The organism is Plantactinospora soyae, from assembly GCF_014874095.1.
In the GTDB taxonomy this organism is placed as follows: Bacteria; Actinomycetota; Actinomycetes; order Mycobacteriales; family Micromonosporaceae; genus Plantactinospora; species Plantactinospora soyae.
The window spans coordinates 8,864,653-8,885,639 of sequence record NZ_JADBEB010000001.1 but is presented as its reverse complement, the minus strand read 5'-3'; the positions used below and the strand labels follow the sequence as shown (position 1 = coordinate 8,885,639).

Here is a 20,987-nt window from a genome sequence, read left to right as displayed (position 1 = left end):
AACGATATGAAAATTAGCGCCGTACTGCAAGATTCACATGAATGTTGCCTTCATAGCTGTCGTACCGCCGTGCTCAACGCTGCTGCGGCACCGGGGCGTGCAGGCCGGCGATGCCGAGCCCCGGTGCGTCCGGCAACAGCACGTTCGCCCCCTCGTAGCGGATCCCGCCCTGCACCGGCGACCAGGCCAGCCACCAGGCGGCGTCCAGGTCGGACACCGCACTGGTGCCGTACGCGGCGACCAGGCTGGCCGCCGCGCCCAACCCGATCTGGCTCTCCATCATCGACCCGACCACGGTCCCGACGCCATGTTCTGTCGCCAGTTCCAGCAGAGTCCGGGCCGGACCGAGCCCGCCACACTTGGCCAACTTGACGTTGACCATGTCCGCCGCACGCCGTTGGATCACCTCGACCAGGTCCCGTACCCCGTAGACCGCCTCGTCGGCCAGGATCGGCAGGTCGACCCGGTCACTGACCCAGGCCAGCCCGGCGATGTCCCGGCTCGGCACCGGTTGCTCGACCAGTTCGACGTCGAGCCCGGCGTCCTCGATGCCCCGGATCACCCGGACCGCCTCCCGGGGCGTCCACCCCTGGTTCGCGTCGAGCCGGATCCGGGCCTGCGGTCCGGCGGCCGCCCGTACCGCCCGGACCCGGGCCAGGTCTCCCGACGCGTCGGTGCCGACCTTCACCTTGAGTACGTCGAAGCCCTCGGCGACCCGCTGCTTGGCCGCGTGCGCCAACTCGACGGCGTCGCCGGCCGAGAGGGTGACGTCGGTGGGCACCCGGCGGGACACCCCGCCGAGCAGCCGGACCAGGGGTACGCCGAGCCGCCGGGCCGCCAAATCGTGCAGTGCGGTGTCCACCGCGGCCTTGGCCGCCTCGTTGCCGACCACCGCCCGGCGGACCTCGGCGCACCGGGCCACCAGGTCGTCGGCGTTACGGCCGGTGAGCAGCGGTGCGAGCATCTCCTCGACACAGGCCCGCGCCCCACCGATCGAGGCGCCGGTGACCTGCCACACCTGGGGTGCCTCGCCGTACCCGGACCGCCCGTCGGTGTCGACCACCTCGACGACCAGGGTCTCCACTGTGGAGGTACGCCGCAGTGCGGTCACGAACGGGGTGTGCAACGGTGCGGAGAGCCGGTGGGTGCGAACCGAGGCGATCGACATGAGGGCACCCTATCCAGGCCCGGTTCAGTCGAGCGGACCCAACCGGTGCCGGGTCGCCCAGACCATCGCCGAGATCCGGGCGATCAGCCGGCAGGCGTCGTCGTCCCGGCCGCTGTCGGCATCACCGTCCCCGCCCGGCGTCGCGGTGGTGCAGACCACCACGGCGTACGGGGGTGCGTCGTCCGGGAACACCACTCCGGCGCCGTGCCGGACTCCGCGTACCCAACCGTTCTTGTGCGCGATCCGGGTGCCCGGCGGCAGCCCGGCGGCCAGGTCCTCGCCGCGCTCCTGGCGGAACAGCACGTCGAGCATGTCGGCGCAGGTGGCCGGCCCGGCGAGTCGGGACCGGGCGATCCCGCCGAGCAGCCCGGCGAGGTCGGCGGCGGTGACCTGGTTGTCCAGCCCGGCGTCCCGGGCGGCGAAGTCCTCGATCCCCCGTCCGGTACGGCTGTGCCGGGCGCCACTGTCGGCCCAGACCGCACCGATCGCGGGCAGCCCGACCCGCCCGATCACCAGGTTGGTGGCCAGGTTGCTGGAGCGGACGATCATCCGTTCGGCGAGCCAGCCCAGTGGGGCGGTGTCGCCGAGCCGGTCCCAGACGGCGTCGTCGTTGTCGTAGTCCGGGGCGCAGGAGAACCGTCCGGCGCCGGGCCCGGCCGAGGCGAAATCGTTGACCACCGGCACCGGCGCGGCCAGGTCCACGCTTCCGGCCTCGGCGGCCCGGTACAGGGCGGCCAGCACCGCCACCTTCATGGTGCTGGCCGCGTAGTGCCGGGCGTCCGGCAGCCGGACGTACGCGGGCGGACGGCCGAGCCGGCCGGCGTAGACCGAGACCGTGCCGGCAAAGCCGGCCAGTTCGGCGTCGAGTTCGTCCCAGGTCATCTGCGGCAGGTACGCCGGACTCAGCCGGCGTGCTTGCGCCGGGCGGTGGCCCGGGCCCGGGACGGCGCGTCCAGGATGACCTTGCGCAGCCGGATGGAGGTCGGGGTGACCTCCACGCACTCGTCCTCGCGGCAGAACTCGAGGGCCTGCTCCAGCGACAGCTTGCGCGGCGGGATCAGCTTCTCGGTCTCGTCACTGGTCGAGGAGCGCATGTTGGTGAGCTTCTTCTCCTTGGTGATGTTGACGTCCATGTCGTCGGACCGGGAGTTCTCGCCGACCAGCATGCCCTCGTAGACCTCGGTCGTCGGCTCGATGAAGAGGGTGCCCCGCTCCTGGAGGTTCATCATCGCGAACGGGGTGGCCACGCCGGACCGGTCGGCCACCAGCGAGCCGGTGTTCCGGGTACGCAGCTGGCCGAACCAGGGCTCGTAGGACTCGAAGACGTGGTGCAGGATGCCGGTGCCCCGGGTGTCGGTCAGGAACTCGGTCCGGAAGCCGATCAGGCCCCGGGCCGGAACCAGCCACTCCATCCGGACCCAGCCGGTGCCGTGGTTGACGAGTTGCTCCATCCGGCCCTTCCGGGTGGCCAGCAGCTGGGTGATGGCGCCGAGGTACTCGTCGGGGGCGTCGATGGTCAGCCGCTCCACCGGCTCGCAGATCTTCCCGTCGATCTCCCGGGTCACCACCTGCGGCTTGCCGACGGTCAGCTCGTACGACTCGCGGCGCATCTGCTCGACCAGGATGGCCAGCGCCAGCTCGCCCCGACCCTGCACCTCCCAGGCGTCCGGCCGGTCGGTGGGAAGCACCCGCAGTGAGACGTTGCCGACCAGTTCCCGCGCCAGCCGTTCCTTGACCAGCCGGGCGGTGACCTTGGCGCCCTTCACCCGGCCGACCAGCGGCGAGGTGTTGGTGCCGATGGTCATCGAGATGGCCGGCTCGTCGACGGTGATCAGCGGCAGCGGCCGGGGGTCCTCCGGGTCGGCCAGGGTCTCGCCGATCATGATCTCGGGGATGCCGGCGACCGCGATGATGTCGCCGGGGCCGGCGGATTCGGCCGAGGTCCGCTCCAGGCCCTTGGTGATCAGCAGTTCGGAGACCCGTACCCGGGAGATGTTGCCGTCGGTGCGGCACCAGGCCACCGTCTCGCCCTTGCGGATGGTGCCCTGCCGGACCCGGCACAGTGCCAGCCGGCCGAGGAACGGCGAGGCGTCGAGGTTGGTGACGTGCGCCTGGAGCGGGGAGCCCTCGTCGTACGCGGGCGGCGGGATGGTGCCGAGCAGGGTCCGGAACAGCGGCTCCAGCGAGCTGCTGTCGGCGGGCACGGAGCCGTCGGCCGGTGCGGTCAGCGAGGCGACGCCGTCGCGGGCGCAGGCGTAGATGATCGGGAAGTCGATCTGTTCGGCGTCCGCGTCCAGGTCCAGGAAGAGTTCGTACGTGTCGTCGACCACTTCCTTGATCCGGGCGTCCGGCCGGTCCACCTTGTTGATCACGAGGATGATCGGCAGACGGGCCTGGAGCGCCTTGCGCAGGACGAACCGGGTCTGCGGCAGTGGGCCCTCGCTGGCGTCCACCAGCAGCACCACCCCGTCGACCATGGTCAGGCCGCGTTCCACCTCGCCGCCGAAGTCGGCGTGGCCGGGGGTGTCGATGATGTTGATCGTGACCGGGTCGGAACCGTCCACCGGCACGTAGCGCACGGCGGTGTTCTTGGCCAGGATGGTGATGCCCTTTTCCCGCTCCAGGTCCATGGAGTCCATTACCCGGTCGGTCGGCTCAAGCCGGGCGGCGAACGCGCCGGACTGCCGCAACATGGCATCGACCAACGTTGTCTTGCCGTGGTCTACATGAGCGATGATGGCGACGTTACGAAGGTCGGCGCGGGTCTGCATGTCCTCCATCCTCTCGTCTCGGCGATCCTGGTCGGCGTCCGGGTTCCCCCTGAGGTAACCCGGTACTCCGCGGGAATCACTGTGTGGTCCCGCTGTCAGCCTGGCATGCTGGCCGGGGTGTTCGGGGGGTCGCCGTGCAGGATGTGTTGACGGTGGTGCGGGAGTTGCCACCGGTACTCGTGTATCTGGTCGCAGCGCTGCTCGTGGCCACCGAGACGGCGGTGATCGTCGGTCTGGTGATGCCGGCCGAGGCGACCCTGCTGCTGGTCGGCTTTCTGGCGTACACCGGAATGCTGCGGTTGGCACCGGCGCTGGTGGTGATGATTCTCGCAGCGGTGCTCGGTGACGCGTTGGCGTTCCGGAGCGGGCGACGGCACGGCGCACGGCTGCGGGCCGGCCGGTGGGGGGCCCGGGTCGGCGCGGCACGCTGGGCCCGGGCCGACGCGATGCTCGTCCGGCTCGGCGGGCGCGGGGTCTTCGTCGCCCGCTGGGTGGCCTTCGCCCGTACCCTGGTGCCCCGGCTCGCCGGCAGCGCCGGGATGCCGTACCGGCGGTTCGCGCCGTGGAACCTGGCCGGGGTGGTGAGCTGGGTCGGCGGGTCGGTGCTGGCCGGTTACCTGGCCGGTGAGTCGTACGAGACGGTCTCCCACTACCTGGGCAGGGCGACCGGTGCCGTACTGCTGCTGATCCTGTTCATCGTCGCGATCGTGCTGGTCGGCCGGTGGCTGGGGCGCAACCCGGACCCGGCGAGGTCCCTGCTGACCCGGGCCGTCGCGGCACCACCGCTGCGCGGGCTGGCCCGGCGGTACGGCGTGCTGTTCTTCCTGTTGTCCATGCACATCGGGCCCGGCTGGACCCTGCTGACCAACCTCGTGGCGGGGTTGGCGGTGCTGTTCGTGATCGGGCTCGTGCTGGCCTGGCTGCTCGACCTGGTGGTGGCGCAGAGCGGGCTGTCGGTGGTCGACCACGCGATCGCGGACTGGTTCACGTCGCGCCGGACCGAGGGGGTCGCCGACCTGGCGCACGGCGCGATCGGGGCACTCCGGGGCTCGGTGCTGATCCTGGTGGTGGCGCTGGTCGCCGCGGTGCTCGGCTGGCGTACCCGGCCGTGGCGGGTCGACCTGGTCAGCGTGCTGGGTACGGTCGGCGCCTTCGTACCGCTGGTGGTGCTGACCCTGGTCACCGATGTGACCGGGCCCACCCGGAGTACGCCGGTGGCGTTGTTTCCGGCCCAGAACGCGGTCGTCGCGGCCAGTCTGTGCACGCTGGCCTGGCTGCTGGCCCGGCAGAGCCGCTGGCCGATGGCGGTGGCGGCCTGGACGGTGGCGGCGGTCGGCGTGGTGACCATCGGGGCGGCCCGGCTCTACGTCGGCTGGAGCACGGCCAGTGAGACGGTCACCTCGATGCTGCTCGGCGTGCTCTGGACGGCGGTGTTCATGGTGGCCTGGGCGACCCGGGACCGGGCGGTACGCGGTGCCGTACCGGCGGAGGCGTCGCCGTCCGCCACGCCCGCCGCCGCCACCTCGGCCCCGGCCGCCTCCCGGCCCGCGGTGGGCGAGTCGGTGCCGGCGGAGTCGGCGGGTCCGGTGCCGGCGGAGCGTGCCGATCGGCCGGCGCCGGGCGAGGCCAACGGGCCGCTGCACACCGCCGGCTGAGGCCCCCTGAGTCGCCGCGCAGCGCCAACTCCTGTCTGCTCCAGTACGTGCGCAACGTCCGCGCCTCGATGACGGAGTGTGAGTGTCTCGATTTCTGGGCGAGCTTCGAAATCGACCGATGGATCTTGGTCATAGGTAGGTTGACCATTGCTTATAAGTCAAGTTGGCATGTTGTACGACTGGACTCCGGTCGATGTCATAGATACGGTCGGTAGTGAGACTTTGCCTCTGAGTTAGGCGGGCTGACCGATGAGACTGCTCTGGCTCGCCGACGTGCTCCGCTCCGCCGGGCTCACCGTCCACGAGGTCGGTGGATGGCGTAGCCGGGGGTCGACGTCCTTCGACCCACACGGGATCATCTGCCACGAAACCCGTGGCTCACTGCACTCCACCGACGCCGGTGAGATTTACGTCCTGCTCAACGGCTCCGCGACCGCGCCACCGCCGATCGCCCAGCTCTACCTGTCCCGTACCGGGGACTGGCACGTCGTCGCCTCCGGTCGGTGCAACCACGTCCGGGTCGGCTGGGCCGGGCCGTTCAAGGGAGTCGGCAACTCCGGGCTGATCGGCATCGAGGCGCAGCACGCCCTGGGTGAGCCGTGGACCGACCGGCAGTACGACTCGTACGTCCGCGGGGTGGCGGCGCTCAAGCGTCGTACCGGTTGGGGTGTGGGCGGGCACAAGGAACACCAGCCCGGCGGCTACGGGCACCCCAGCGTCAAGACCGATCCCAGCTTCAACATGGACACGTTCCGACGCGACGTCGCCGAAACATCGTCCGGAGGGGAAAACATCATGCCGGCACTGTCCGATGCGGAGCAGGAGCAGCTGCTCAAGTACGCCAAGGACTCCAACTACATCCTCTGGCAGGGTGCCCAGAAACCGGACGGCAGCGGCCGTACCGATTTCCGGCAGTACTTCTACGAGATCGAGGACCTGCTGGTCACGATCAAGGCCAATCAGATGACCATGCTCGGCAAGGACTGGGTGAACGAGCAGCAGATCATCGACGGTGTGCTCACCGGGCTGGGCTCGAAGGACCTGGACGACGCGGTCGCCGCGCTGAAGGCGGCCTTCGGGGACCGGGCCGCGGAACTGGCCGCGAAGTTGGCCGCCAGCGCCTGATCCCGGCGGCGGCCCGGGACGTCGTCGACCGTCCTGTCGTGCCCCGGGCTGGCAGACCGGGGCCGGGACCCGGTCAGTGGCGTCGGCGCAGCCAGGCGTCCTCGGCCAGGTAGTCGAAGTAGTCGGTCCGGTAGTTCTCCGCCAGGTCGGGAAAGACGGTTCGCCAGTCCCGCCCGTGCGCCGCGTCCACCAGCCACCGCACGGTCTCCGGCAACGAGTCGAGATAGCCGGTCACCGGGCGGTAGCCGAGCTGACGTTCCGCCAGGCTCATGTCCAGCACCACCGGATTCGGCGTGGTCCACGGCGTCTCGCCGACCGGCGGTGCCGGAGACGGCCCGTCGATCAGCACCTCCTCCGCGCCGTGCCCCAGCACGTCGTGGATGGCCGCGCCGATCTCCCGTACGGTGGGCGGCTCCGGGTCGCCGGCGTTGAGCACCCGGGCCCCCGGCTCGGCGGCGGAGAGCCGGATCAACTCGGCCAGGTTAGCCGTGCAGACCGGATGGAACCGGCTGGCACCGCCGTACGCCAGGACCCGGACCGGCCGGTTGTCCAGGGCGCGCTTGACGAAGTGCCACTCACGGGGGTGCACCGTGTGCGGCCCGTGCACGGCGCCGGCTCGGAGGACAGTGGTGGGGAGCACCGCTCCGGCGGCGAGCAGTTGACGCTCCATGGCCGCCTTCTCGGCCGCGTACGTCTCCTCGGGCGGCGGGTCGTTCCCCGCAGCGTCGTCGGGGTCGAACGGCTCGGCGGTCCGCTGGGTCTCGGCGATCGGTACGGGGAACCGGAAGCCCTCGGCACCGAAGCCCCGCCCGGCGTCGTCGAGGTAGACCGCCGCGCTGGAGACGACGACGGCGGAGCCGATCCGGTCGGCGAGTCCGAGCAGTTGCCGGGCGTGCCGGGCGCCGTACGCGACCGTGTCCACCAGTACGTCGCAGCCGTCGCCGAGCGCGGTGGCCAGCTCGGTGTCGTCCTCGCGGTCCAGCGGCACCAGCTCGACGTCCCAGTCCAGCGGCCAGGGCGCGCCGGCCCGTAGGCCCCGGGCGGCGGCCCGGACCCGCCAGCCGTCGGCAACCAGGGCCCGGACGGCGGCCCGGCCGATCTGACCGGTGGCCCCGACCACCACGGCGAGCTTCTCCATGCCACCACGCTAGGCCCACCGCCGGACTGTCTTCCGTGCTTCAGCTGACAGCCGAACGGGCCCCCGGCCATCGACCGCGCGACCCGTCGACGGCGATCCCCGCGCCGGTCAGCGGGCCACCAGGGTCATCTCGACGGAGTAGCGCGCCGCGAGGTAGCAGTGGGCGCCGTACTCGACGGCGCGACCGGCCGAGTCGTACGTGGTCCGCGCGATGGTGAGCACGGTGGCGTTCCGGGGCACCCCGAGCAGCCGAGCCTCCCGGGGACGGGCCGGCCGGGCCGAGACCTGCTGGTTGGCCAGGTGCAGGGTCACGCCCTGCCGGCGCAGCAGTTGGTAGAGGCCGTACGCGCCCAGACTCTCCCGGTCCACGCTGACCAGTGCGGGCGGCAGGTAGTTGCGCATCAGCGCCAGCGGCTCGCCGTCGGCCCGGCGCAGTCGCTCGACCACGGTCACCTCGGTGCCCTCGGGTACGCCCAGGGCCGCCGCCGCGTCGTGGTCGGCCGGCCCGAGGCCGAACTCGAGGACCTCGGTGGTCGGCGCCCGCCCGGTGCTGGTCAGGTCGTCGAAGAGGCTGGTGAGGGCGAGTGGACGGCGTACCGGCCGGGCCATCACCACGGTGCCGAGCCCGCGCCGCCGCACCAGCAGGCCCTGTCGGACCAGCGTCTCGATCGCCTTGCGCAGGGTCGGTCGGCTGACCGCGAGCTGGTCGGCGAGCTCGATCTCGTTGTCGAGCCGGCCGCCGGCGGGCAGTGCCCCGCTGGTGATCGCCTGTTCCAGTTGCTGGGCGATCTGGAAGTAGAGCGGCATCGGACTGTCGCGGTCGATGGCGACGCCGTCCAACGGGACCTTCTCGGTGCGTTCACCTGCGAGAACCACGAGGGCCATGCTACGCCACGGTGCGCAGATGAGGTTGTCACTATGTATTCACAAATATGAGCTTTGCCGCGCTGGTGGCGGCACTCCGCAACACGTATTGCGCAAGAGACATTGCGCAACAGCTCTTGCGTATGTCAGCCTGAGAGCATGGAGAAGCAGATCCGCCAGGTCACCGACTCGCGGGTGCTCGCCGCGATGTCCCATCCGCTCCGGCGCCGGCTGATGGACGTGCTCAAGGTGTACGGGGCGTCGACCGCCAGCATGTTGGCCGAGCGCACCGACCAGGCCGTGGCCAACGTCAGCCACCACCTGAAGGTGCTCGCCGCCTCCGAACTCGTCCAGGAGGCGCCCGAACTGGCCCGGGACCGCCGCGAACGCTGGTGGCGCCTGGTCGCCCCCGGCGTGCGGTGGTCCGCCGCCGACTTCGCCGCCGACCCGGCGGCGCAGGCCGTGCAGCAGGCCGCCGTCTCGCTCAACCTCGACCGGCACGCCGGCCTCGTCCGGGACTGGCACGCGGCCGGCGACGACGCGCACGAGGCATGGGGAGAGGGCCCCTTCTCCACCGACCGGTGGCTGCGGCTCACTCCGGAAGAACTCGCCGCGCTGAGCGAGGAGCTGAACGGCGTACTGGCCCGGTGGGCCGACCGCGAGGTGCCGGACGACGGCCGTCAGCGCGACCCGGTGTTCCTCTTCGCCTACGGCATCCCGGCCCGGCCGTGAGCGGCCCCGCGCCGGTGGCTGCTGAGCTGACCCGGGCCGGCCCGCCGCGCCGACCCGGCGGGCTGCTCCGGCGGCGGGACTTCCGACTGTTCTGGACCGGCCAGGCCGCCAGCAGCTTCGGCAGCAGCGTGACCAGCGTGGCGCTGCCGCTGGTGGCGATCACGGTGCTGCACGCCAGCACGTTCCAGGTCGCGCTGCTGACCGCGGCGGCCTGGCTGCCGTGGCTGGTCGTTGGGCTGCCCGCGGGGGCCTGGGTCGACCGGCTGCCGGCCCGGCCGGTGATGCTGGTCTGCGACCTGGTCGCGGCGCTGCTGTTCCTCAGCGTGCCGGTCGCCGCCTGGCTCGGCACGCTGAGCGTCGGCCACCTGCTGGCCGTGGCGCTCGGCGGCGGCGTGGTCAGCGTCTTCTTCAAGACCGCCTACCAGGTCTGGCTGCCCGTCCTGCTGGCCCGGTCCGAGCTGCCGGAGGGCAACGCGAAGCTACAGGGGACCGAGGCGGTCGCCCAGGTCGCCGGCCCCGGCGCCGCCGGGCTGCTGGCCTCGGCGTTCGGCCCGGTGCTCGCCCTGCTGCTGGACGTGGTGAGCTTTCTGGGCTCGGCGGCCTGTCTGCTGGCGGTCCGGGTCCGTGAGCCGCGCCGGGTCGTCGACCGGGCCGCCGGTGGACTGCGTCGGGAGATCGCCGAGGGCATCCGGTTCGTGGCCCGCGATCCCTACCTGCGGGTGATGACCGTGTTCGGCGCGGTCAGCAACCTCGGCCTGACCGGATACCAGGCGATCCTGGTGGTCTTCCTGGTCCGCGAGATCGGGGTCAGTCCGGGTACGGTCGGTGGCCTGGTCGCCGCCATGAGCCTCGGCGGGGTCCTCGGTGCGGCCCTCGCCACACCGTTGAGCCAGCGCCTCGGCAGCGCCCGCGCGATGCTCGTGAGCAACGTCGGCAGCGCGCCGTTCGGACTGCTGATCCCACTGGCCGGACCCGGCGTACGACTGACGTACGTGGTGGTCGCCGGAGTGGTGATCGGCGCGGGTGCCGTCGTGGGCAACGTGCTCAAGGGCAGTTTCCGGCAGGCGTACGTGCCGCACGGGCTGCTCGGTCGGGCCATCGTGAGCATGCAGGTCGTCAACTACGGCACCATCCCGCTGGGTGCCCTGCTGGGCGGCACCCTCGGTACCGTACTGGGCCTTCGTCCGGCGATGTGGTTGATCACCGGTGGCCTGGGGCTGGCCGGGCTGATCCTGCTGATCGGTCCGCTCCGCCACCACCGGGAACTGCCCGACCGCCCGGCCCCGGACCGAACCTGACGGATGGGTCCAGGGCCGGAGGGTCGGGCCTGGTCAGCGCGGCTGGACGTTCGCCGCCTGCGGACCCTTGTCGCCCTGTGTCACGTCAAACTCGACCTTCTGCCCCTCGTTGAGTTCTCGGTAGCCGGACGACGAGATCGCCGAGTAATGGACGAAAACGTCGGGCCCCCCACCATCCTGCTCGATGAAGCCGAAGCCCTTTTCCGAGTTGAACCACTTCACGGTCCCGGTTGCCATACGTGTCTCCTTAGCGGCGCGTCTGGGAAGCGGCGCGCCCCGCACGCACCGACAGTAGCCTCCCGGGCTGCCGAATGCGGCCGGAAGTCGCGAGTCGTACCGTTACCGGGCGAGTCCGACCTACTCCGACGGGGTGGGGCCAGGCTACGCCGGGCGGCGGACATACCCCGAGATCGGGTCAGGGTTACCGGCCGCGCTTCCGGGGGCTTGACCCGGATGTCCACGTCCCGTACGACCCGTAGCGTTCTCCACGTGGCTGACTGGCTGGTTCAGGTGGGGGAGCTTCCGTCGGTGGTCTTCCTGGCGGTGCTCGGTGGGGTCATGATGCTCGACGCGATTCCGCTGCTGGGCGTTCTGGTGCCCGGCGACATCGCGGTGCTCGCCGCGGTGGGGGTCGGACGGCCGGCGAGTGTGAGCGCGTTTCTCGCGGTGATCGGCGGCTGCCTCGGCGGATGGTCGCTCACCTTCTTCGCCGGTCGGCGGTTCGGTGCGCGACTGCGCCGCAGCCGGACGGGGGCGTGGATCGGGGAGGCGCGCTGGGCCGCCGCGGAACGCATGCTCGGCAGCGGTGGGGGCCGGATGGTCATGGTGGCGCCCTTCCTGCCGGTGCTGAACGCGCTGCTGCCGCTCGCCGCGGGCGGGCTGCGGATGTCGTACCGCCGGTTCGTGGGATTCGCGGCGGTCGGCGCGGTGCTCTGGGCCGGGCTCTACATGGTCCTCGGCATCGTGGCCCGGTCGGTCGGCGGGCTGCTGCCCGGAGAGTCGTTCGCCCTGCTGGGCACGGTGGCGTTCGGAATGCTCTTCGGGGGGCTCGTCCTGCTGGGCGTCCGTCGTCGACTCGCCGCGACCGTCGACGCCGAAGCGGTGCCGAGCTAGCGCGGCGCGGGCTGCACCGGTCGGGGGGCGATCGGTCGGGGCAGCCCGACAGGGGGTGATCGGTCGGGGCGGCCGGTCAGTTCGAGAGCGGCCGGTCGGGGGGATAGACCGGTCGCTCTCGACCCCGTCAGGGCGGCTGGCATACTGGCCAGCCATGGTGCTGACGCGAGCCTGGTCCGGATTCCTGATCCTGGTGGGGGTCTGGACCTGGGTCATCTGGCCCCGATTCGGGGTCGCGATCTGGAACGACGCCCGCGCCTGGTCGAGCGGCGAGATCGGACAGGGCAGCCCGACCAGCTTTCTGTGGGTACACGCCCTGCTTATCGGGGCGTCTCTGGTGATCGGTACGACGGTCGGCGTACTCGGGATCCGGGCCTGGCGGGCCGCGCCGGCCGCCCGCCGCTGACCTGCCGGTTCGACGGCGACGCGGCGGTGTTCCTCGGTCGTGGGCCCCGGTGTCGAACCGGGCACACCGCCATCATGAGTGGCGGCCGAGCAGCCAACGCCCGCGCCCACGGCGTCCACAGCGGATGGCAGATCGAGACCTCGCCGGGAGTCGAACCCGACCAGAATCACCCGTTTTGCAGACGGGCCGCCCCACCGGGGACGAAGCGAGGTCGTGCTGCGCCCCCGGCCGGGATCGAACCAGTGGCCTCGGTGAGCGGCTGAGTGCGGGCGAAGGGATTCGAACCCCCTCAGCAAAGCGACCGGGTTACAGCCGGCCCCGACTCTCCAACGTCGGCGCGCCCGCATGGGGTGACGTACGGGATTCGAACCCGTGACCTCCGGATTCACATTCCGGCGCTCGACCAGGCTGAGCTTCCGCCATCGTGCCCGGACCTGGGATCGAACCAGGGACCTCCTCGGTGTAAACGAGGCGCTGCTGCCGCTGAGCTATCCGGGCGTCGCCCCGACGGGTGGACCGCCGAGGCCGGGTATCTGTAGCGCCGACGGGATTCGAACCCGCGAAATCCGGGGTGAAAGCCCGGCGACTCTGGCCACTCGTCTACGGCGCCGTGGGTGTTCCGGGCTGGACTCGAACCAGCGACCTCCGCGATGTCGACGCGGCGCTCTACCGAAGCTGAGCTACCGGAACCGGGGCGGGACCGGGAAAAGGTGGAGAGGAAGGCGGAGGAGTCGAACCCCTGCCGTTGCCGGCACCCCGGTTTTCAAGACCGGTCGCCCACCGCTGAGCGGCGCCTTCCGTTGTCGGGACGGCCGGATTCGAACCGACGACCCCCGCACCCCCAGTGCGGTGCGCTACCAAGCTGCGCCACGTCCCGATGCGTGCCCCTGGAACGGTTCGAACGTCCGACCTCCTGGTTCGTAGCCAGGCGCTCTGTCCACTGAGCTACAGGGGCAATGGTCCGTCGGGGAGCGTCGAGCTGCCCCGCGCTGCCTTCAAGCAGCGGGCCCACCCGGGTGCGCCACGACGGACTGGAGCGGAGGGTGCCGGAGTCGAACCGGCAACGGTGTGACCCGCGACGGGTTAGCAACCCGCTTGCCTTGCCGATGGCGAACCCTCCACGCGCGGCGTCGACGGGGCTCGAACCCGCGACCTCCGGATCGACAGTCCGGCGCTCTTACCTACTGAGCTACGACACCGTGTTGCTGTTGCGTACCCGGAGCAGGAGTCGAACCTGCAACACACCGGTTCTGAGCCGGCGGCCTCTTCCGTTGGGCTACCCGGGCGGGATGGAGTGACGCGGGATCGAACCGCGCACGCGCAGCTTGCAAGGCAACGCTGTGCACCAGCACCCACCCCAGGAAAACGTGCCCTCGGCGCGATTCGAACGCGCACCGTACGGTCCCTCGAACCGTTGCCTCTGCCGTTGGGCCACGAGGGCATTGCGCTCCCGGACAAGGATTCGAACCTCGATCTCCTGATCCAGAGTCAGGCGTCCTGCCGGTTGGACGATCCGGGAAAGGCGGCCGGCGGGGGCGAGATCCACCGGCCGCGTCTCAGCGCCGGGTCAGCGCGGCCCAGGAGGGGACCGACGCCGCCGACCGCAGTGCCATGCCCGCCTCGGCGGGGGTGCGGTCTGCCTTGCGCTGATTGCATCCGTCACAGGATGCGATGGTGTTGCTCCAGGTGTTCCGGCCGCCGCGCGAGCGGGGCAGGATGTGGTCGACGGTGGTGGCGTGTCCGCCGCAGTAGCCGCAGCGACGGCCGTCCCGGACGAGTACCCCCGAGCGGGACCAGGCCGGCCCGGACGTGAAGCGCCAGCGGGTGACGACGTACCGGACCAGGCGGACCACCTTCGGCATCGGGTAGACCCCGATCAGCCGGTCCGGTTCGGCCTCGTGGATTTCGGCGACCCGCCGGACGAGCATCCGTACGGCGTGCCGGACACTGACCCGGTGGAGCGGGCCGAGATCGGCGTTGATGACCAGGACGTCCACCGGATGCCTCCTTCTCTCCTCGTGGGTGGGAACCAGTTCTCCGAGCGGCTACCGGAGTTCGGACCGGGGGCTCGACAATGTGCTCCGGGTGCGACTCGAACGCACACTGTGCGCGGTTTGAGCGCGCCGCCTCCTGCCGTTGGGCTACCGGAGCGCAAGCCGGGGAAGCTGGACTCGAACCAGCACAAGCGATACCGTCTCCCGGTTCAAAGCCGGGTATGTTGCCAGTTACACCATTCCCCGACGGATACTGCGAGCGGCCACGGAGAATCGAACTCCGGTTCTCTGGGTGGAAGCCAGGCGCTCTGCCACTGAGCTATGGCCGCGATTGTCGTACGTAGACCGTGCCGGAATCGAACCGGCCTTCTCCAGATCGAGAGTCTGGCGAGATAACCACTACTCCAACGGTCCCGGTGCGTGTGGTGGAGCGGACTGAGCCACCGCCCCATGCGTCCGGGACCCGAGAATCGAACTCGGTGTCTCCTGTTCCCAAAACAGGCGGGTCAACCGTCTCCCTCGCCCCGGATCAGCCCGGCCGGCGCGGTGGTACGGCACCGGCCGGGCACTACTCTTGCCATCCACTGTGGAGTTTTCAAAGAGGTACCGGTCCCGCCGGCCGAGGTCGGGGGAAGAGCAGGGGTGACAGGATTCGAACCTGCAACCTTCGGCTTTGGAGGCCGTTGCGCTGCCAGTTGCGCCACACCCCTGTGTGGTGCACGAAAAAGCCGCCCGGTCCCGGTCGGGGTGGGCGGCGTATACGCGTCGGAAGTCGCGTTACGTCCGCCAGCTGCCCAGATCGGCACACTCGCTGGCACTTAGGTAGACGGGTCGGCCGAGCATGGCGTAACCCATCGGACCGCACGGCACGTGCCGTCGCGGTTGCGATGAGGGTTGCCACAACATCGGATGCTCCCTGTCGGTTGGTGTCGCTTTGTTGATCGCTGTGGTAACTACGGTAGGGCGACCCCACGCGCGGGGCAACATCTTTTTCGACTATTCCTCGCCGGGTTTTCCGGACGGCTGCAATGGCCTGGTCGGCGCGATACCGGAGCAGTGGCCCGCCGGCGCCGGATCAGCCTCGGGAGGCTTCCACTCAGGCCCTGGTGACCCGCTCGACGAGGCGGGTCACGGCGTCGGCGACCACGTCCGGCGCCTGGGCCTGGGGAAAGTGGCCCACGTCCGGGACCACGACCACCTCGGCCCGCAACTGTCCGCCGATCCACTCGGCCTCGGCCCTGGGATCCGCCCAGTCCACGTCGGCGGCGCCCATCACCACCACGGCCGGCACGGACACGTCGGCCAGTCGGCGCCGGGCCGGCTCGTGCGAGGTACGGCTCGTCCGGACGAAGGCGTGCCAGTGCCCGGGGCGACGCAGGTTGTCGCGTACCCGCCGCCGGTGCTCCTCGTACCCCTCGGGTTTGCTGCCCGGCAGCCACTTCGGGTAGTAGCCGAGCAGGGCCGCCGGACCCCAGGGGCGGAGGAAGAGGGCCCGGATCAGCAGCTTCTGCATCGCGCCGCCCTCCGGGTCGCGCACGAACGGGCCGAGCAGGGCCAGGCCGCGCACCTTCGCGGGTGCCTCGGCGGCGGCGATCACGCCAGCGCCGGCGCCCATCGAGTTGCCGACCACGAACGCGGGCTCGTCGAGTTCGTCGATGAGCGCGAGGAGGTCGCTGGCGAGCGCGACATCGTCGTACGCCGTGAAGGTGGCGTCACTGTCGCCGTGTCCCCGGATGTCCATGGTGGCCACCCGGAAGCCCGCGTCGAGCAACCTCGGCACCAACAGCCGGTACGTCTGCCGCAACTCGGCCATCCCGGGTACGCAGATCACCAGCGGGCCGCTGCCCTGCACGTCGTACGCGATCCGTCCCTCGGGACGCCGGAGGTGCCGCACACTGGTCATAGCCGAAAAGCTACCACCATTAGCCAAGGGCTGCCAAGCCGAGCCGGGCGGCGATGCCACCGCCGCCGCGTCGGATGGGAAGGAAGGGCTTGCAGATCCGACCGGTCGGGCCATCGGCCTCGGCCGGGTACGCCGCCTGTCAGTTGCGGCGCAGGAAGGCGACCAACTTGTCGACCGACTCGAACGGCTTCGTGACGCTGACCAGTTCCCAGCCCCACTGGCTGAGGATTTCCACCGCGATCAGGATGCCTGTCGTCCGCGGCATCGAAAGGTTGCTCCCCGCCACGACCGCGAGATGCCGGAACGGGTAGCCGCGGAGGTCGACCTGGCCATTGATCAGGGCCAACGCGTCAACCTCGCGGGTCTGCGCGATCTGCTGCGGAGGCGGGAACGGGACCATGCGGCACACCGTACTCCGGGCCTGCGGCCGGCGTCGACGAAAGCGGATTCGCCGGTGCGGCGGATGTCCGAAAAGGATGGTGCGAAAGGTCGCCGGGGTGTGCCGCGCATCGGGCACCGTCCAGTTTGCCGATCCCACGGGCAAGCGCCCAGCAGCTAAGATCCGAAGGCAGTCGGGGCCATCCTCGTCGAGGTGATGGGCGCCCGGGGCGATGGGGGAAGCGTCATGCTGCACACATCACGTACCGTAAGCCGTGACGACCCCCGGCTGGATCAGGCCCGGCGCTTCGTGCGTGAGCTTGAGGACGACCTGGCGAGGACACCCCGCTACCTGCCGATCGAGGCGATCGACCGGATTTCGGGCACCGATCAGACCGGCACGGTGACCTGCGTGGTCGACGCCCGGGGCGACTTTGTGGACCTGAGCATCGGATCCGACTGGTGGTACACGGTCGGACCGTCCGGGGTCGGCGCCGGCATTCTCGACGCCCTCCAGTTCGCCCAGGACAAGGCGATGCTGGCCATGGCCCTGCTGCGCCGCAACGGCAGGCAGACGTCTGCGGACCCACCGGCGGACGAATCGTCGCGCGACGACGAGGCCGACTCCTCCTGGTCGCCCCGGGACGCCTGGGCCGAGTGGGCGGCGGCGGAGGCGAAGGTCGATCGGGGTTACGCCCTGATGGAGGTCGCGGACCGCGTCGCGCAGCTGCGGGACTCGCCGGAACCGAGGACCATCTCCGGGCCGCTGGGCCTGTTCCACCTGCGACTGGTCGGATTCACCGTCGTGAGCGCGGAGATCAACTCGCATCGGATCGCTCCCGACGACGCCGACCGGATCGCCGACGACGCGCGGGCGGTCCTGCGGCAGGCCACTCGCGAGAAGGATCCGACGTACTGGCTCTCCGGGGAAGGGGCGCGGCGATGACGGACTACGACTGGATGAGCGAGGAGAGCGTCGAGGCGGCGACCGACGGCATCCGAGCCGAGGCGAAGAAGTGGTTCGGCTTCTCCGACAAGATGGAGACCGTCGCCCAGAGCATGGCCGGCCTGACGCTCGGACCGACGGCCTTCATGGTGATCGATCCGGGGACCGCCCTGATGACCGCGACCGACCAGCACGGCGCGTACACCAAGACGCACGGCTGGCTCACCGGGTTGTTCCGGGACGCGGCGAAGAAGTTCGACCAGTTCGGCAACGCGTTGAACAAGTGCGCGGACGAGTACGACAGGACCGATGGCCGGAGCGCCGCCAGCTTCGACAAGATCGCGAAGTCCTAGCGGCTTCCGCGCGTCCCAGAAAGGTACGGTCTTGCCGCCACCCAGCTCCAGCTACACGCCCCTTTCCGTGCAGGCGTTCGACAGCGCGGTGAAGCTGGTCGAGCAGTTCATCGCGAAGACCCGCACCGAGCTCAACAACCTGATAAACCGGATCAACGCCTTCCTTCAGAAGGTGCAGAAAGAGCTCGAGGACAGCTGGGTCGACTCGTTCTTCGAGTTCTTCAACGCGGACATCAGCGAGGGGCTCGGCGAGATCGTCAAGCGTCTCGAACAGGTCAAGACCAAGATCGGGGAACTGCTGGGGAAGGCCGAGAAGTCCGTGGCCGGCTCGATCCCGGTGGCCTCGCTCTTCTCCCGCGCGTTCGACCTCGGGGACAAGGTGAACCGCCCCCTCACCGGGATGCACGGGGACATGACCGGATCCGGTGAGATCGACGCCTGGCGTGGCCCGACCAAGAACACGTACGAGAAGCGGAGGCAGGACCAGCAGGACGCGGTCACCAACGCCTCCGACAAGGTGGAGGCGCTGGCCACGTACCTCGGTGACGCCGCCACCGGCAACATGACGTACATGTCGAGCCTCGGCGCGCGGATGGGCGAGGTGTACGGCGCGCTCACCACCTGCTGCGTCGACCTCGCGGCCGCCGGTGCCGGCGCCATCACCCAGGTGATGGACGCACTGGCGCACTTCTCCGAGCTGATCGGTACGGCCGTCAACCAGGTCATCGGCTACATCACCGCGCTCGGCACCCGGATCGCCGAGGTACTGAACCAGATCCTCGCCCTGGAGACCGAGAAGTCGGACCTCACCGGGCTGACGGCGGACGGGAAGTGGCCGGCACCGGTCGCCGAATAGCGGCCGGCGAGGTACGCCGGCCCAGGACAGCCAAGAATCAGGAGAGGAACATCCCATGCTCCGCACGCCCGGTCGACTCCGTCGGCTAGCGCAGGTGTCCCTGCTGGCGCTGGCTCTTCCGCTGCTGGCGACCGGTTGCGGGCAGTCCGATCCGCCCGCCGGGGTGGGCAGTTCGGGTGGCGCGCCGACCCCCTCCGCCTCGTCGGCCGGGTTCACCGGGAAGTGGTCGAAGCTCGCCGCCACCTGTCCGGCGTTGACCGGCGCGGCGGCCACCTCGCTGCGGAAGACGGGACCCGGTACGCCCAGCGCCGCCGACGCGGACACTCCGCTGGCGCAGAACGTCAACTGCACCTGGGGGGAGGGCACCGGCTCGGTGGGTGTCTCCCTGTACCTCAACCGCAGCGACGGGCCGCTGCCGGCCGACCAGGCCACTGCCCAGGAGTTCCAGCAGGGGTTCGACAAGTACGTGCAGGACGGGTCGACCCTGCACTGGAAGCCCGAGCCCGGCCTGGAGGAGAAGGCCTACCTCGGCATCCACAAGGACCGGGTCACCATCGAGCTGTTCGTACTGTCGAGCAACGCCAGGTTTACCGTCTTCTACCAGGTCAAGGAGCTGGACGAGGCAGCCTGGGACGCGGCGCTGGCGCAGCACCGGGACACCATGCGGGGCCTGGCGGCCGACGTACTGGACGATCTCGGCTAGGCACGGGCGGATCGGTCCGGGCGGCGGCCACCGCGACGACGGCTGGCCGGCTGGTTCACCAGCCGCGGGCCCGCCACTCCGGCAGCGCCGCTCGCTCGGCGCCGAGCGTCGAGTCCTTCCCGTGGCCGGGGTAGAACCACGTGTCGTCCGGCAGCCGGCCGAAGACCTTCTGCTCCACGTCGTCGATGAGCGAGTTGAACCGCACCGGGTCCTGTTCGGTGTTCCCCACCCCACCCGGGAACAACGAGTCCCCGGTGAAGAGGTGCCGGCCGTCGGTGTCGTCCTGGTAGAGCAACGCGACCGAGCCGGGGGTGTGCCCGACGATGTGGATCACGTCGAGCCACCGCTCGCCGACCCGGATCCGGTCACCGTCGGCGAGCGGCTCGGACGCGATCGGCAGTCCATCGGCGTCCGCCGCGTGGACCAGCGAGCGGGCCCCCGTGGTCGCCACCACCTCTTCCAGGGCCACCCAGTGGTCCATGTGCCGGTGCGTGGTGACCACCGTCGACAGGCCGGCGTCGCCGACCAGTTCCAGCAGCCGGGGTGCCTCGTTGGCGGCGTCGATCAGTACCTGGTCACCGCTGGCCGGGCAACGGAGCAGATAGGCGTTGTTCTCCATCGGGCCGACCGAGAGCTTGCTGATGGTCAGGCCGGTCAGCGTCCGTACGTCGGGTGGTCCGCCGGTGGTGACGTCTCCGGTGTAGTGCTCGCTCATGTTGGTGCCTCCGAGTAGGTGTCCAGGTCGGCGGATCAGATCCAGGCCGGCGCGGCCGGCAGCGGCCCGGCGGGCGTGACCACGAGGTTCTCGCCGGCACCGCGGCCGGTCAGCCAGCCGGCCAGCGCGTGTGCCGGGCCGGCGACGGTACGCGGGTCCGGGTCGGCGACGCCGGATGACCTCCGGTCGGTGGCGCCGCGCTCCGGATCGCCGTCGGGTCGCCCGGCCGGGCCGAGGAGCAGCGGCTGTCCGGTCTCGGTCGGGCGCAGTACCAGGGCGAGCGGCGTGTCCCGGCGGGCGAGGTCGTGCACCACCTCGTGCAGCAGGCGCTGGCTGAACGCGTCCGGCCAGTCGGCGGTGCGGTAGCCGGCGGCCAGGTCGACATGGTGCACCTCCACCTCGCGCAGCCGGCCCCAGACCAGGGTCGCCGCCGCCCGTGGCCCCAGGTTCGACCGGACCTGCGCGGCCCAGGCCTCCGCCGGCAGTTCCCGGGCCGCGTCCGCGAGCCGCTCCGCACTGGCCCGCAGGTCGGCGAGCTGGTCGGCGAGGGTTCGGCCGGCTCCGGCCGCGATGCCGTCGTTCCGGGCCGCCGGGCTGGGGTACTGCGGGACGTCCTCGCCGGTACGCGCCGACGTCAGCAGGTTGACGTAGCTGTCGGCGTTCCGGGCGAGATGGGTCAGCACGTGTCCACGGGTCCAGCCGGGGAGCAGGGACGGTTCGCCGACCGAGGCGTCGTCCAGCCCGGCGACGGTCCGGAACAGTCGTTCCGTCGCCCGGTCCACCTCGGGCAGGAGTGCGAGTGGGTCGAGGGTCACGGCTTACGACCCTATCGGTCGGTCGTCGGGGCCGGGTGGAGGCGGTGTCCCGCC

21 protein-coding genes and 21 tRNA genes are annotated in these 20,987 nt (G+C 70.7%); 10 read left to right on the top strand and 32 right to left on the bottom strand.

Translation table 11 applies throughout. The annotated features are described in order from the left end of the window. Nucleotides 1-73: 73 nt before the first annotated feature. The 3 genes from H4W31_RS38775 to typA are packed head-to-tail and all read right to left on the bottom strand — an operon-like array spanning nucleotide 74 to nucleotide 3,939. The gene (locus H4W31_RS38775) at nucleotides 74-1,168 is read right to left on the bottom strand and encodes a mandelate racemase/muconate lactonizing enzyme family protein (RefSeq protein WP_192771131.1); all 1,095 of its coding nucleotides are present in this window, start codon (nucleotides 1,166-1,168) and stop codon (nucleotides 74-76) included. A gap of 24 nt (nucleotides 1,169-1,192) precedes the next feature. Beyond that, the gene (locus H4W31_RS38770) at nucleotides 1,193-2,050 is read right to left on the bottom strand and encodes a serine hydrolase (RefSeq protein ID WP_192771130.1); all 858 of its coding nucleotides are present in this window, start codon (nucleotides 2,048-2,050) and stop codon (nucleotides 1,193-1,195) included. A gap of 20 nt (nucleotides 2,051-2,070) precedes the next feature. Continuing rightward, nucleotides 2,071-3,939, bottom strand: a complete 1,869-nt coding sequence (gene typA / locus H4W31_RS38765; RefSeq protein ID WP_192771129.1) for a translational GTPase TypA — start codon at nucleotides 3,937-3,939, stop codon at nucleotides 2,071-2,073. Between the two features lie 134 nt (nucleotides 3,940-4,073). On the opposite strand from typA, the gene H4W31_RS38760 reads away from it, so the two are divergent. Together H4W31_RS38760 and H4W31_RS38755 are read left to right on the top strand one after the other, a co-directional pair. Continuing rightward, nucleotides 4,074-5,594 carry a DedA family protein gene (locus H4W31_RS38760; protein ID WP_192771128.1) on the top strand — a complete coding sequence of 507 codons (1,521 nt, stop codon included), beginning with the start codon at nucleotides 4,074-4,076 and terminating at the stop codon, nucleotides 5,592-5,594. 249 nt (nucleotides 5,595-5,843) lie between these two features. Continuing rightward, complete coding sequence (locus H4W31_RS38755; RefSeq protein ID WP_192771127.1) at nucleotides 5,844-6,719, top strand: peptidoglycan recognition protein family protein; 876 nt, start codon at nucleotides 5,844-5,846, stop codon at nucleotides 6,717-6,719. Between the two features lie 73 nt (nucleotides 6,720-6,792). Here the strand turns inward: H4W31_RS38755 and H4W31_RS38750 are convergent, their stop codons facing one another. Both H4W31_RS38750 and H4W31_RS38745 read right to left on the bottom strand, forming a co-directional pair. Next, nucleotides 6,793-7,857 carry an NAD-dependent epimerase/dehydratase family protein gene (locus tag H4W31_RS38750; RefSeq protein ID WP_225945906.1) on the bottom strand — a complete coding sequence of 355 codons (1,065 nt, stop codon included), beginning with the start codon at nucleotides 7,855-7,857 and terminating at the stop codon, nucleotides 6,793-6,795. Nucleotides 7,858-7,965: 108 nt separating this feature from the next. Further along, nucleotides 7,966-8,733 (bottom strand): GntR family transcriptional regulator, encoded by a 768-nt coding sequence (locus tag H4W31_RS38745; RefSeq protein ID WP_318783651.1) that lies wholly within the window; start codon nucleotides 8,731-8,733, stop codon nucleotides 7,966-7,968. Nucleotides 8,734-8,880: 147 nt separating this feature from the next. Here H4W31_RS38745 and H4W31_RS38740 point away from each other — a divergent pair, with 147 nt between their 5' ends. Further along, nucleotides 8,881-9,453 (top strand): ArsR/SmtB family transcription factor, encoded by a 573-nt coding sequence (locus H4W31_RS38740; protein WP_192771125.1) that lies wholly within the window; start codon nucleotides 8,881-8,883, stop codon nucleotides 9,451-9,453. Next, nucleotides 9,450-10,751: an MFS transporter gene (locus H4W31_RS38735; protein WP_318783650.1), complete on the top strand. Its 1,302-nt coding sequence runs from the start codon at nucleotides 9,450-9,452 to the stop codon at nucleotides 10,749-10,751. The genes H4W31_RS38740 and H4W31_RS38735 overlap by 4 nt, the downstream gene beginning before the upstream one ends. A gap of 33 nt (nucleotides 10,752-10,784) precedes the next feature. Here the strand turns inward: H4W31_RS38735 and H4W31_RS38730 are convergent, their stop codons facing one another. Then, nucleotides 10,785-10,988 (bottom strand): cold-shock protein, encoded by a 204-nt coding sequence (locus H4W31_RS38730; RefSeq protein ID WP_192771124.1) that lies wholly within the window; start codon nucleotides 10,986-10,988, stop codon nucleotides 10,785-10,787. Nucleotides 10,989-11,240: 252 nt separating this feature from the next. On the opposite strand from H4W31_RS38730, the gene H4W31_RS38725 reads away from it, so the two are divergent. Both H4W31_RS38725 and H4W31_RS38720 read left to right on the top strand, forming a co-directional pair. Further along, entirely contained in the window at nucleotides 11,241-11,864 is a 624-nt protein-coding gene (locus tag H4W31_RS38725; protein ID WP_192771123.1) for a DedA family protein, read from the top strand. Nucleotides 11,865-12,018: 154 nt separating this feature from the next. Beyond that, entirely contained in the window at nucleotides 12,019-12,270 is a 252-nt protein-coding gene (locus H4W31_RS38720) for an SCO4848 family membrane protein (protein ID WP_192771122.1), read from the top strand. Nucleotides 12,271-12,405: 135 nt separating this feature from the next. Here the strand turns inward: H4W31_RS38720 and H4W31_RS38715 are convergent. The 24 genes from H4W31_RS38715 to H4W31_RS38600 form a co-directional block, all read right to left on the bottom strand. Continuing rightward, nucleotides 12,406-12,483: transfer RNA gene (locus tag H4W31_RS38715), tRNA-Cys, on the bottom strand. Nucleotides 12,484-12,534: 51 nt separating this feature from the next. Then, nucleotides 12,535-12,615, bottom strand: a tRNA-Tyr gene (locus tag H4W31_RS38710). 1 nt (nucleotide 12,616) lies between these two features. Continuing rightward, nucleotides 12,617-12,694: transfer RNA gene (locus H4W31_RS38705), tRNA-His, on the bottom strand. Between the two features lies 1 nt (nucleotide 12,695). Further along, a tRNA-Val gene (locus tag H4W31_RS38700) sits at nucleotides 12,696-12,768 on the bottom strand. A 38-nt stretch (nucleotides 12,769-12,806) separates the two neighbouring features. Further along, nucleotides 12,807-12,880, bottom strand: a tRNA-Glu gene (locus H4W31_RS38695). A gap of 5 nt (nucleotides 12,881-12,885) precedes the next feature. Next, a tRNA-Val gene (locus H4W31_RS38690) sits at nucleotides 12,886-12,960 on the bottom strand. 26 nt (nucleotides 12,961-12,986) lie between these two features. After that, a tRNA-Ser gene (locus H4W31_RS38685) sits at nucleotides 12,987-13,069 on the bottom strand. A 4-nt stretch (nucleotides 13,070-13,073) separates the two neighbouring features. Then, a tRNA-Pro gene (locus H4W31_RS38680) sits at nucleotides 13,074-13,147 on the bottom strand. Between the two features lie 5 nt (nucleotides 13,148-13,152). Next, nucleotides 13,153-13,225 (bottom strand) — tRNA-Arg (locus H4W31_RS38675). Between the two features lie 82 nt (nucleotides 13,226-13,307). Next, nucleotides 13,308-13,390: transfer RNA gene (locus tag H4W31_RS38670), tRNA-Ser, on the bottom strand. 5 nt (nucleotides 13,391-13,395) lie between these two features. Further along, nucleotides 13,396-13,469 (bottom strand) — tRNA-Asp (locus H4W31_RS38665). Nucleotides 13,470-13,483: 14 nt separating this feature from the next. Next, nucleotides 13,484-13,556 (bottom strand) — tRNA-Leu (locus H4W31_RS38660). A 4-nt stretch (nucleotides 13,557-13,560) separates the two neighbouring features. Then, nucleotides 13,561-13,629: transfer RNA gene (locus tag H4W31_RS38655), tRNA-Ala, on the bottom strand. A gap of 9 nt (nucleotides 13,630-13,638) precedes the next feature. Then, nucleotides 13,639-13,711: transfer RNA gene (locus H4W31_RS38650), tRNA-Leu, on the bottom strand. A gap of 6 nt (nucleotides 13,712-13,717) precedes the next feature. Further along, a tRNA-Gln gene (locus H4W31_RS38645) sits at nucleotides 13,718-13,789 on the bottom strand. Nucleotides 13,790-13,826: 37 nt separating this feature from the next. Then, nucleotides 13,827-14,267, bottom strand: a complete 441-nt coding sequence (locus H4W31_RS38640) for an HNH endonuclease (protein ID WP_192771121.1) — start codon at nucleotides 14,265-14,267, stop codon at nucleotides 13,827-13,829. A gap of 80 nt (nucleotides 14,268-14,347) precedes the next feature. After that, nucleotides 14,348-14,421: transfer RNA gene (locus tag H4W31_RS38635), tRNA-Leu, on the bottom strand. A 5-nt stretch (nucleotides 14,422-14,426) separates the two neighbouring features. Further along, nucleotides 14,427-14,510: transfer RNA gene (locus H4W31_RS38630), tRNA-Gln, on the bottom strand. 12 nt (nucleotides 14,511-14,522) lie between these two features. Then, a tRNA-Gly gene (locus H4W31_RS38625) sits at nucleotides 14,523-14,593 on the bottom strand. A 12-nt stretch (nucleotides 14,594-14,605) separates the two neighbouring features. Beyond that, nucleotides 14,606-14,678, bottom strand: a tRNA-Glu gene (locus H4W31_RS38620). Nucleotides 14,679-14,719: 41 nt separating this feature from the next. Beyond that, nucleotides 14,720-14,792, bottom strand: a tRNA-Pro gene (locus H4W31_RS38615). Between the two features lie 109 nt (nucleotides 14,793-14,901). Then, nucleotides 14,902-14,974 (bottom strand) — tRNA-Trp (locus H4W31_RS38610). Between the two features lie 386 nt (nucleotides 14,975-15,360). Further along, complete coding sequence (locus H4W31_RS38605) at nucleotides 15,361-16,167, bottom strand: alpha/beta fold hydrolase (RefSeq protein ID WP_192771120.1); 807 nt, start codon at nucleotides 16,165-16,167, stop codon at nucleotides 15,361-15,363. Between the two features lie 139 nt (nucleotides 16,168-16,306). Then, nucleotides 16,307-16,567 (bottom strand): transcriptional regulator, encoded by a 261-nt coding sequence (locus H4W31_RS38600; protein WP_192771119.1) that lies wholly within the window; start codon nucleotides 16,565-16,567, stop codon nucleotides 16,307-16,309. A 225-nt stretch (nucleotides 16,568-16,792) separates the two neighbouring features. Between H4W31_RS38600 and H4W31_RS38595 the strand changes: the two genes are divergently transcribed. From H4W31_RS38595 to H4W31_RS38580, 4 genes are read left to right on the top strand one after another with little or no spacing between them, the layout of a single operon-like run. Next, nucleotides 16,793-17,491 (top strand): hypothetical protein, encoded by a 699-nt coding sequence (locus H4W31_RS38595; RefSeq protein ID WP_192771118.1) that lies wholly within the window; start codon nucleotides 16,793-16,795, stop codon nucleotides 17,489-17,491. Then, a complete protein-coding gene (locus H4W31_RS38590) occupies nucleotides 17,488-17,844 on the top strand; it encodes a hypothetical protein (protein WP_192771117.1) in 357 nt (118 codons plus the stop codon). Before H4W31_RS38595 ends, H4W31_RS38590 begins: the two co-directional genes overlap by 4 nt. 31 nt (nucleotides 17,845-17,875) lie before the next feature. After that, a complete protein-coding gene (locus tag H4W31_RS38585) occupies nucleotides 17,876-18,700 on the top strand; it encodes a hypothetical protein (protein ID WP_192771116.1) in 825 nt (274 codons plus the stop codon). 55 nt (nucleotides 18,701-18,755) lie between these two features. Beyond that, on the top strand, nucleotides 18,756-19,403 hold the full coding sequence (locus H4W31_RS38580) for a hypothetical protein (protein ID WP_192771115.1): 648 nt from the start codon (nucleotides 18,756-18,758) through the stop codon (nucleotides 19,401-19,403). Between the two features lie 55 nt (nucleotides 19,404-19,458). Here H4W31_RS38580 and H4W31_RS38575 read toward each other — a convergent pair whose 3' ends face one another. Continuing rightward, nucleotides 19,459-20,118 carry an MBL fold metallo-hydrolase gene (locus H4W31_RS38575; RefSeq protein ID WP_192771114.1) on the bottom strand — a complete coding sequence of 220 codons (660 nt, stop codon included), beginning with the start codon at nucleotides 20,116-20,118 and terminating at the stop codon, nucleotides 19,459-19,461. 35 nt (nucleotides 20,119-20,153) lie between these two features. Then, nucleotides 20,154-20,933, bottom strand: coding sequence for a maleylpyruvate isomerase family mycothiol-dependent enzyme (locus tag H4W31_RS38570; RefSeq protein ID WP_192771113.1), 780 nt, complete (start codon nucleotides 20,931-20,933; stop codon nucleotides 20,154-20,156). Between the last annotated feature and the right edge of the window lie 54 nt (nucleotides 20,934-20,987).

Excerpts from the sequence above, each read along its gene's own strand:
- H4W31_RS38720 (WP_192771122.1), top strand. The coding sequence starts at position 12,019 with ATGGTGCTGACGCGAGCCTGGTCCGGATTCCTGATCCTGGTGGGGGTC.
- H4W31_RS38740 (WP_192771125.1), top strand. The coding sequence starts at position 8,881 with ATGGAGAAGCAGATCCGCCAGGTCACCGACTCGCGGGTGCTCGCCGCG.
- H4W31_RS38590 (WP_192771117.1), top strand. The coding sequence starts at position 17,488 with ATGACGGACTACGACTGGATGAGCGAGGAGAGCGTCGAGGCGGCGACC.
- H4W31_RS38750 (WP_225945906.1), bottom strand. The coding sequence starts at position 7,857 with ATGGAGAAGCTCGCCGTGGTGGTCGGGGCCACCGGTCAGATCGGCCGG.
- H4W31_RS38605 (WP_192771120.1), bottom strand. The coding sequence starts at position 16,167 with ATGACCAGTGTGCGGCACCTCCGGCGTCCCGAGGGACGGATCGCGTAC.
- H4W31_RS38775 (WP_192771131.1), bottom strand. The coding sequence starts at position 1,168 with ATGTCGATCGCCTCGGTTCGCACCCACCGGCTCTCCGCACCGTTGCAC.
- H4W31_RS38755 (WP_192771127.1), top strand. The coding sequence starts at position 5,844 with ATGAGACTGCTCTGGCTCGCCGACGTGCTCCGCTCCGCCGGGCTCACC.
- typA (WP_192771129.1), bottom strand. The coding sequence starts at position 3,939 with ATGCAGACCCGCGCCGACCTTCGTAACGTCGCCATCATCGCTCATGTA.
- H4W31_RS38600 (WP_192771119.1), bottom strand. The coding sequence starts at position 16,567 with ATGGTCCCGTTCCCGCCTCCGCAGCAGATCGCGCAGACCCGCGAGGTT.
- H4W31_RS38770 (WP_192771130.1), bottom strand. The coding sequence starts at position 2,050 with ATGACCTGGGACGAACTCGACGCCGAACTGGCCGGCTTTGCCGGCACG.
- H4W31_RS38580 (WP_192771115.1), top strand. The coding sequence starts at position 18,756 with ATGCTCCGCACGCCCGGTCGACTCCGTCGGCTAGCGCAGGTGTCCCTG.
- H4W31_RS38595 (WP_192771118.1), top strand. The coding sequence starts at position 16,793 with ATGCTGCACACATCACGTACCGTAAGCCGTGACGACCCCCGGCTGGAT.
- H4W31_RS38730 (WP_192771124.1), bottom strand. The coding sequence starts at position 10,988 with ATGGCAACCGGGACCGTGAAGTGGTTCAACTCGGAAAAGGGCTTCGGC.
- H4W31_RS38575 (WP_192771114.1), bottom strand. The coding sequence starts at position 20,118 with ATGAGCGAGCACTACACCGGAGACGTCACCACCGGCGGACCACCCGAC.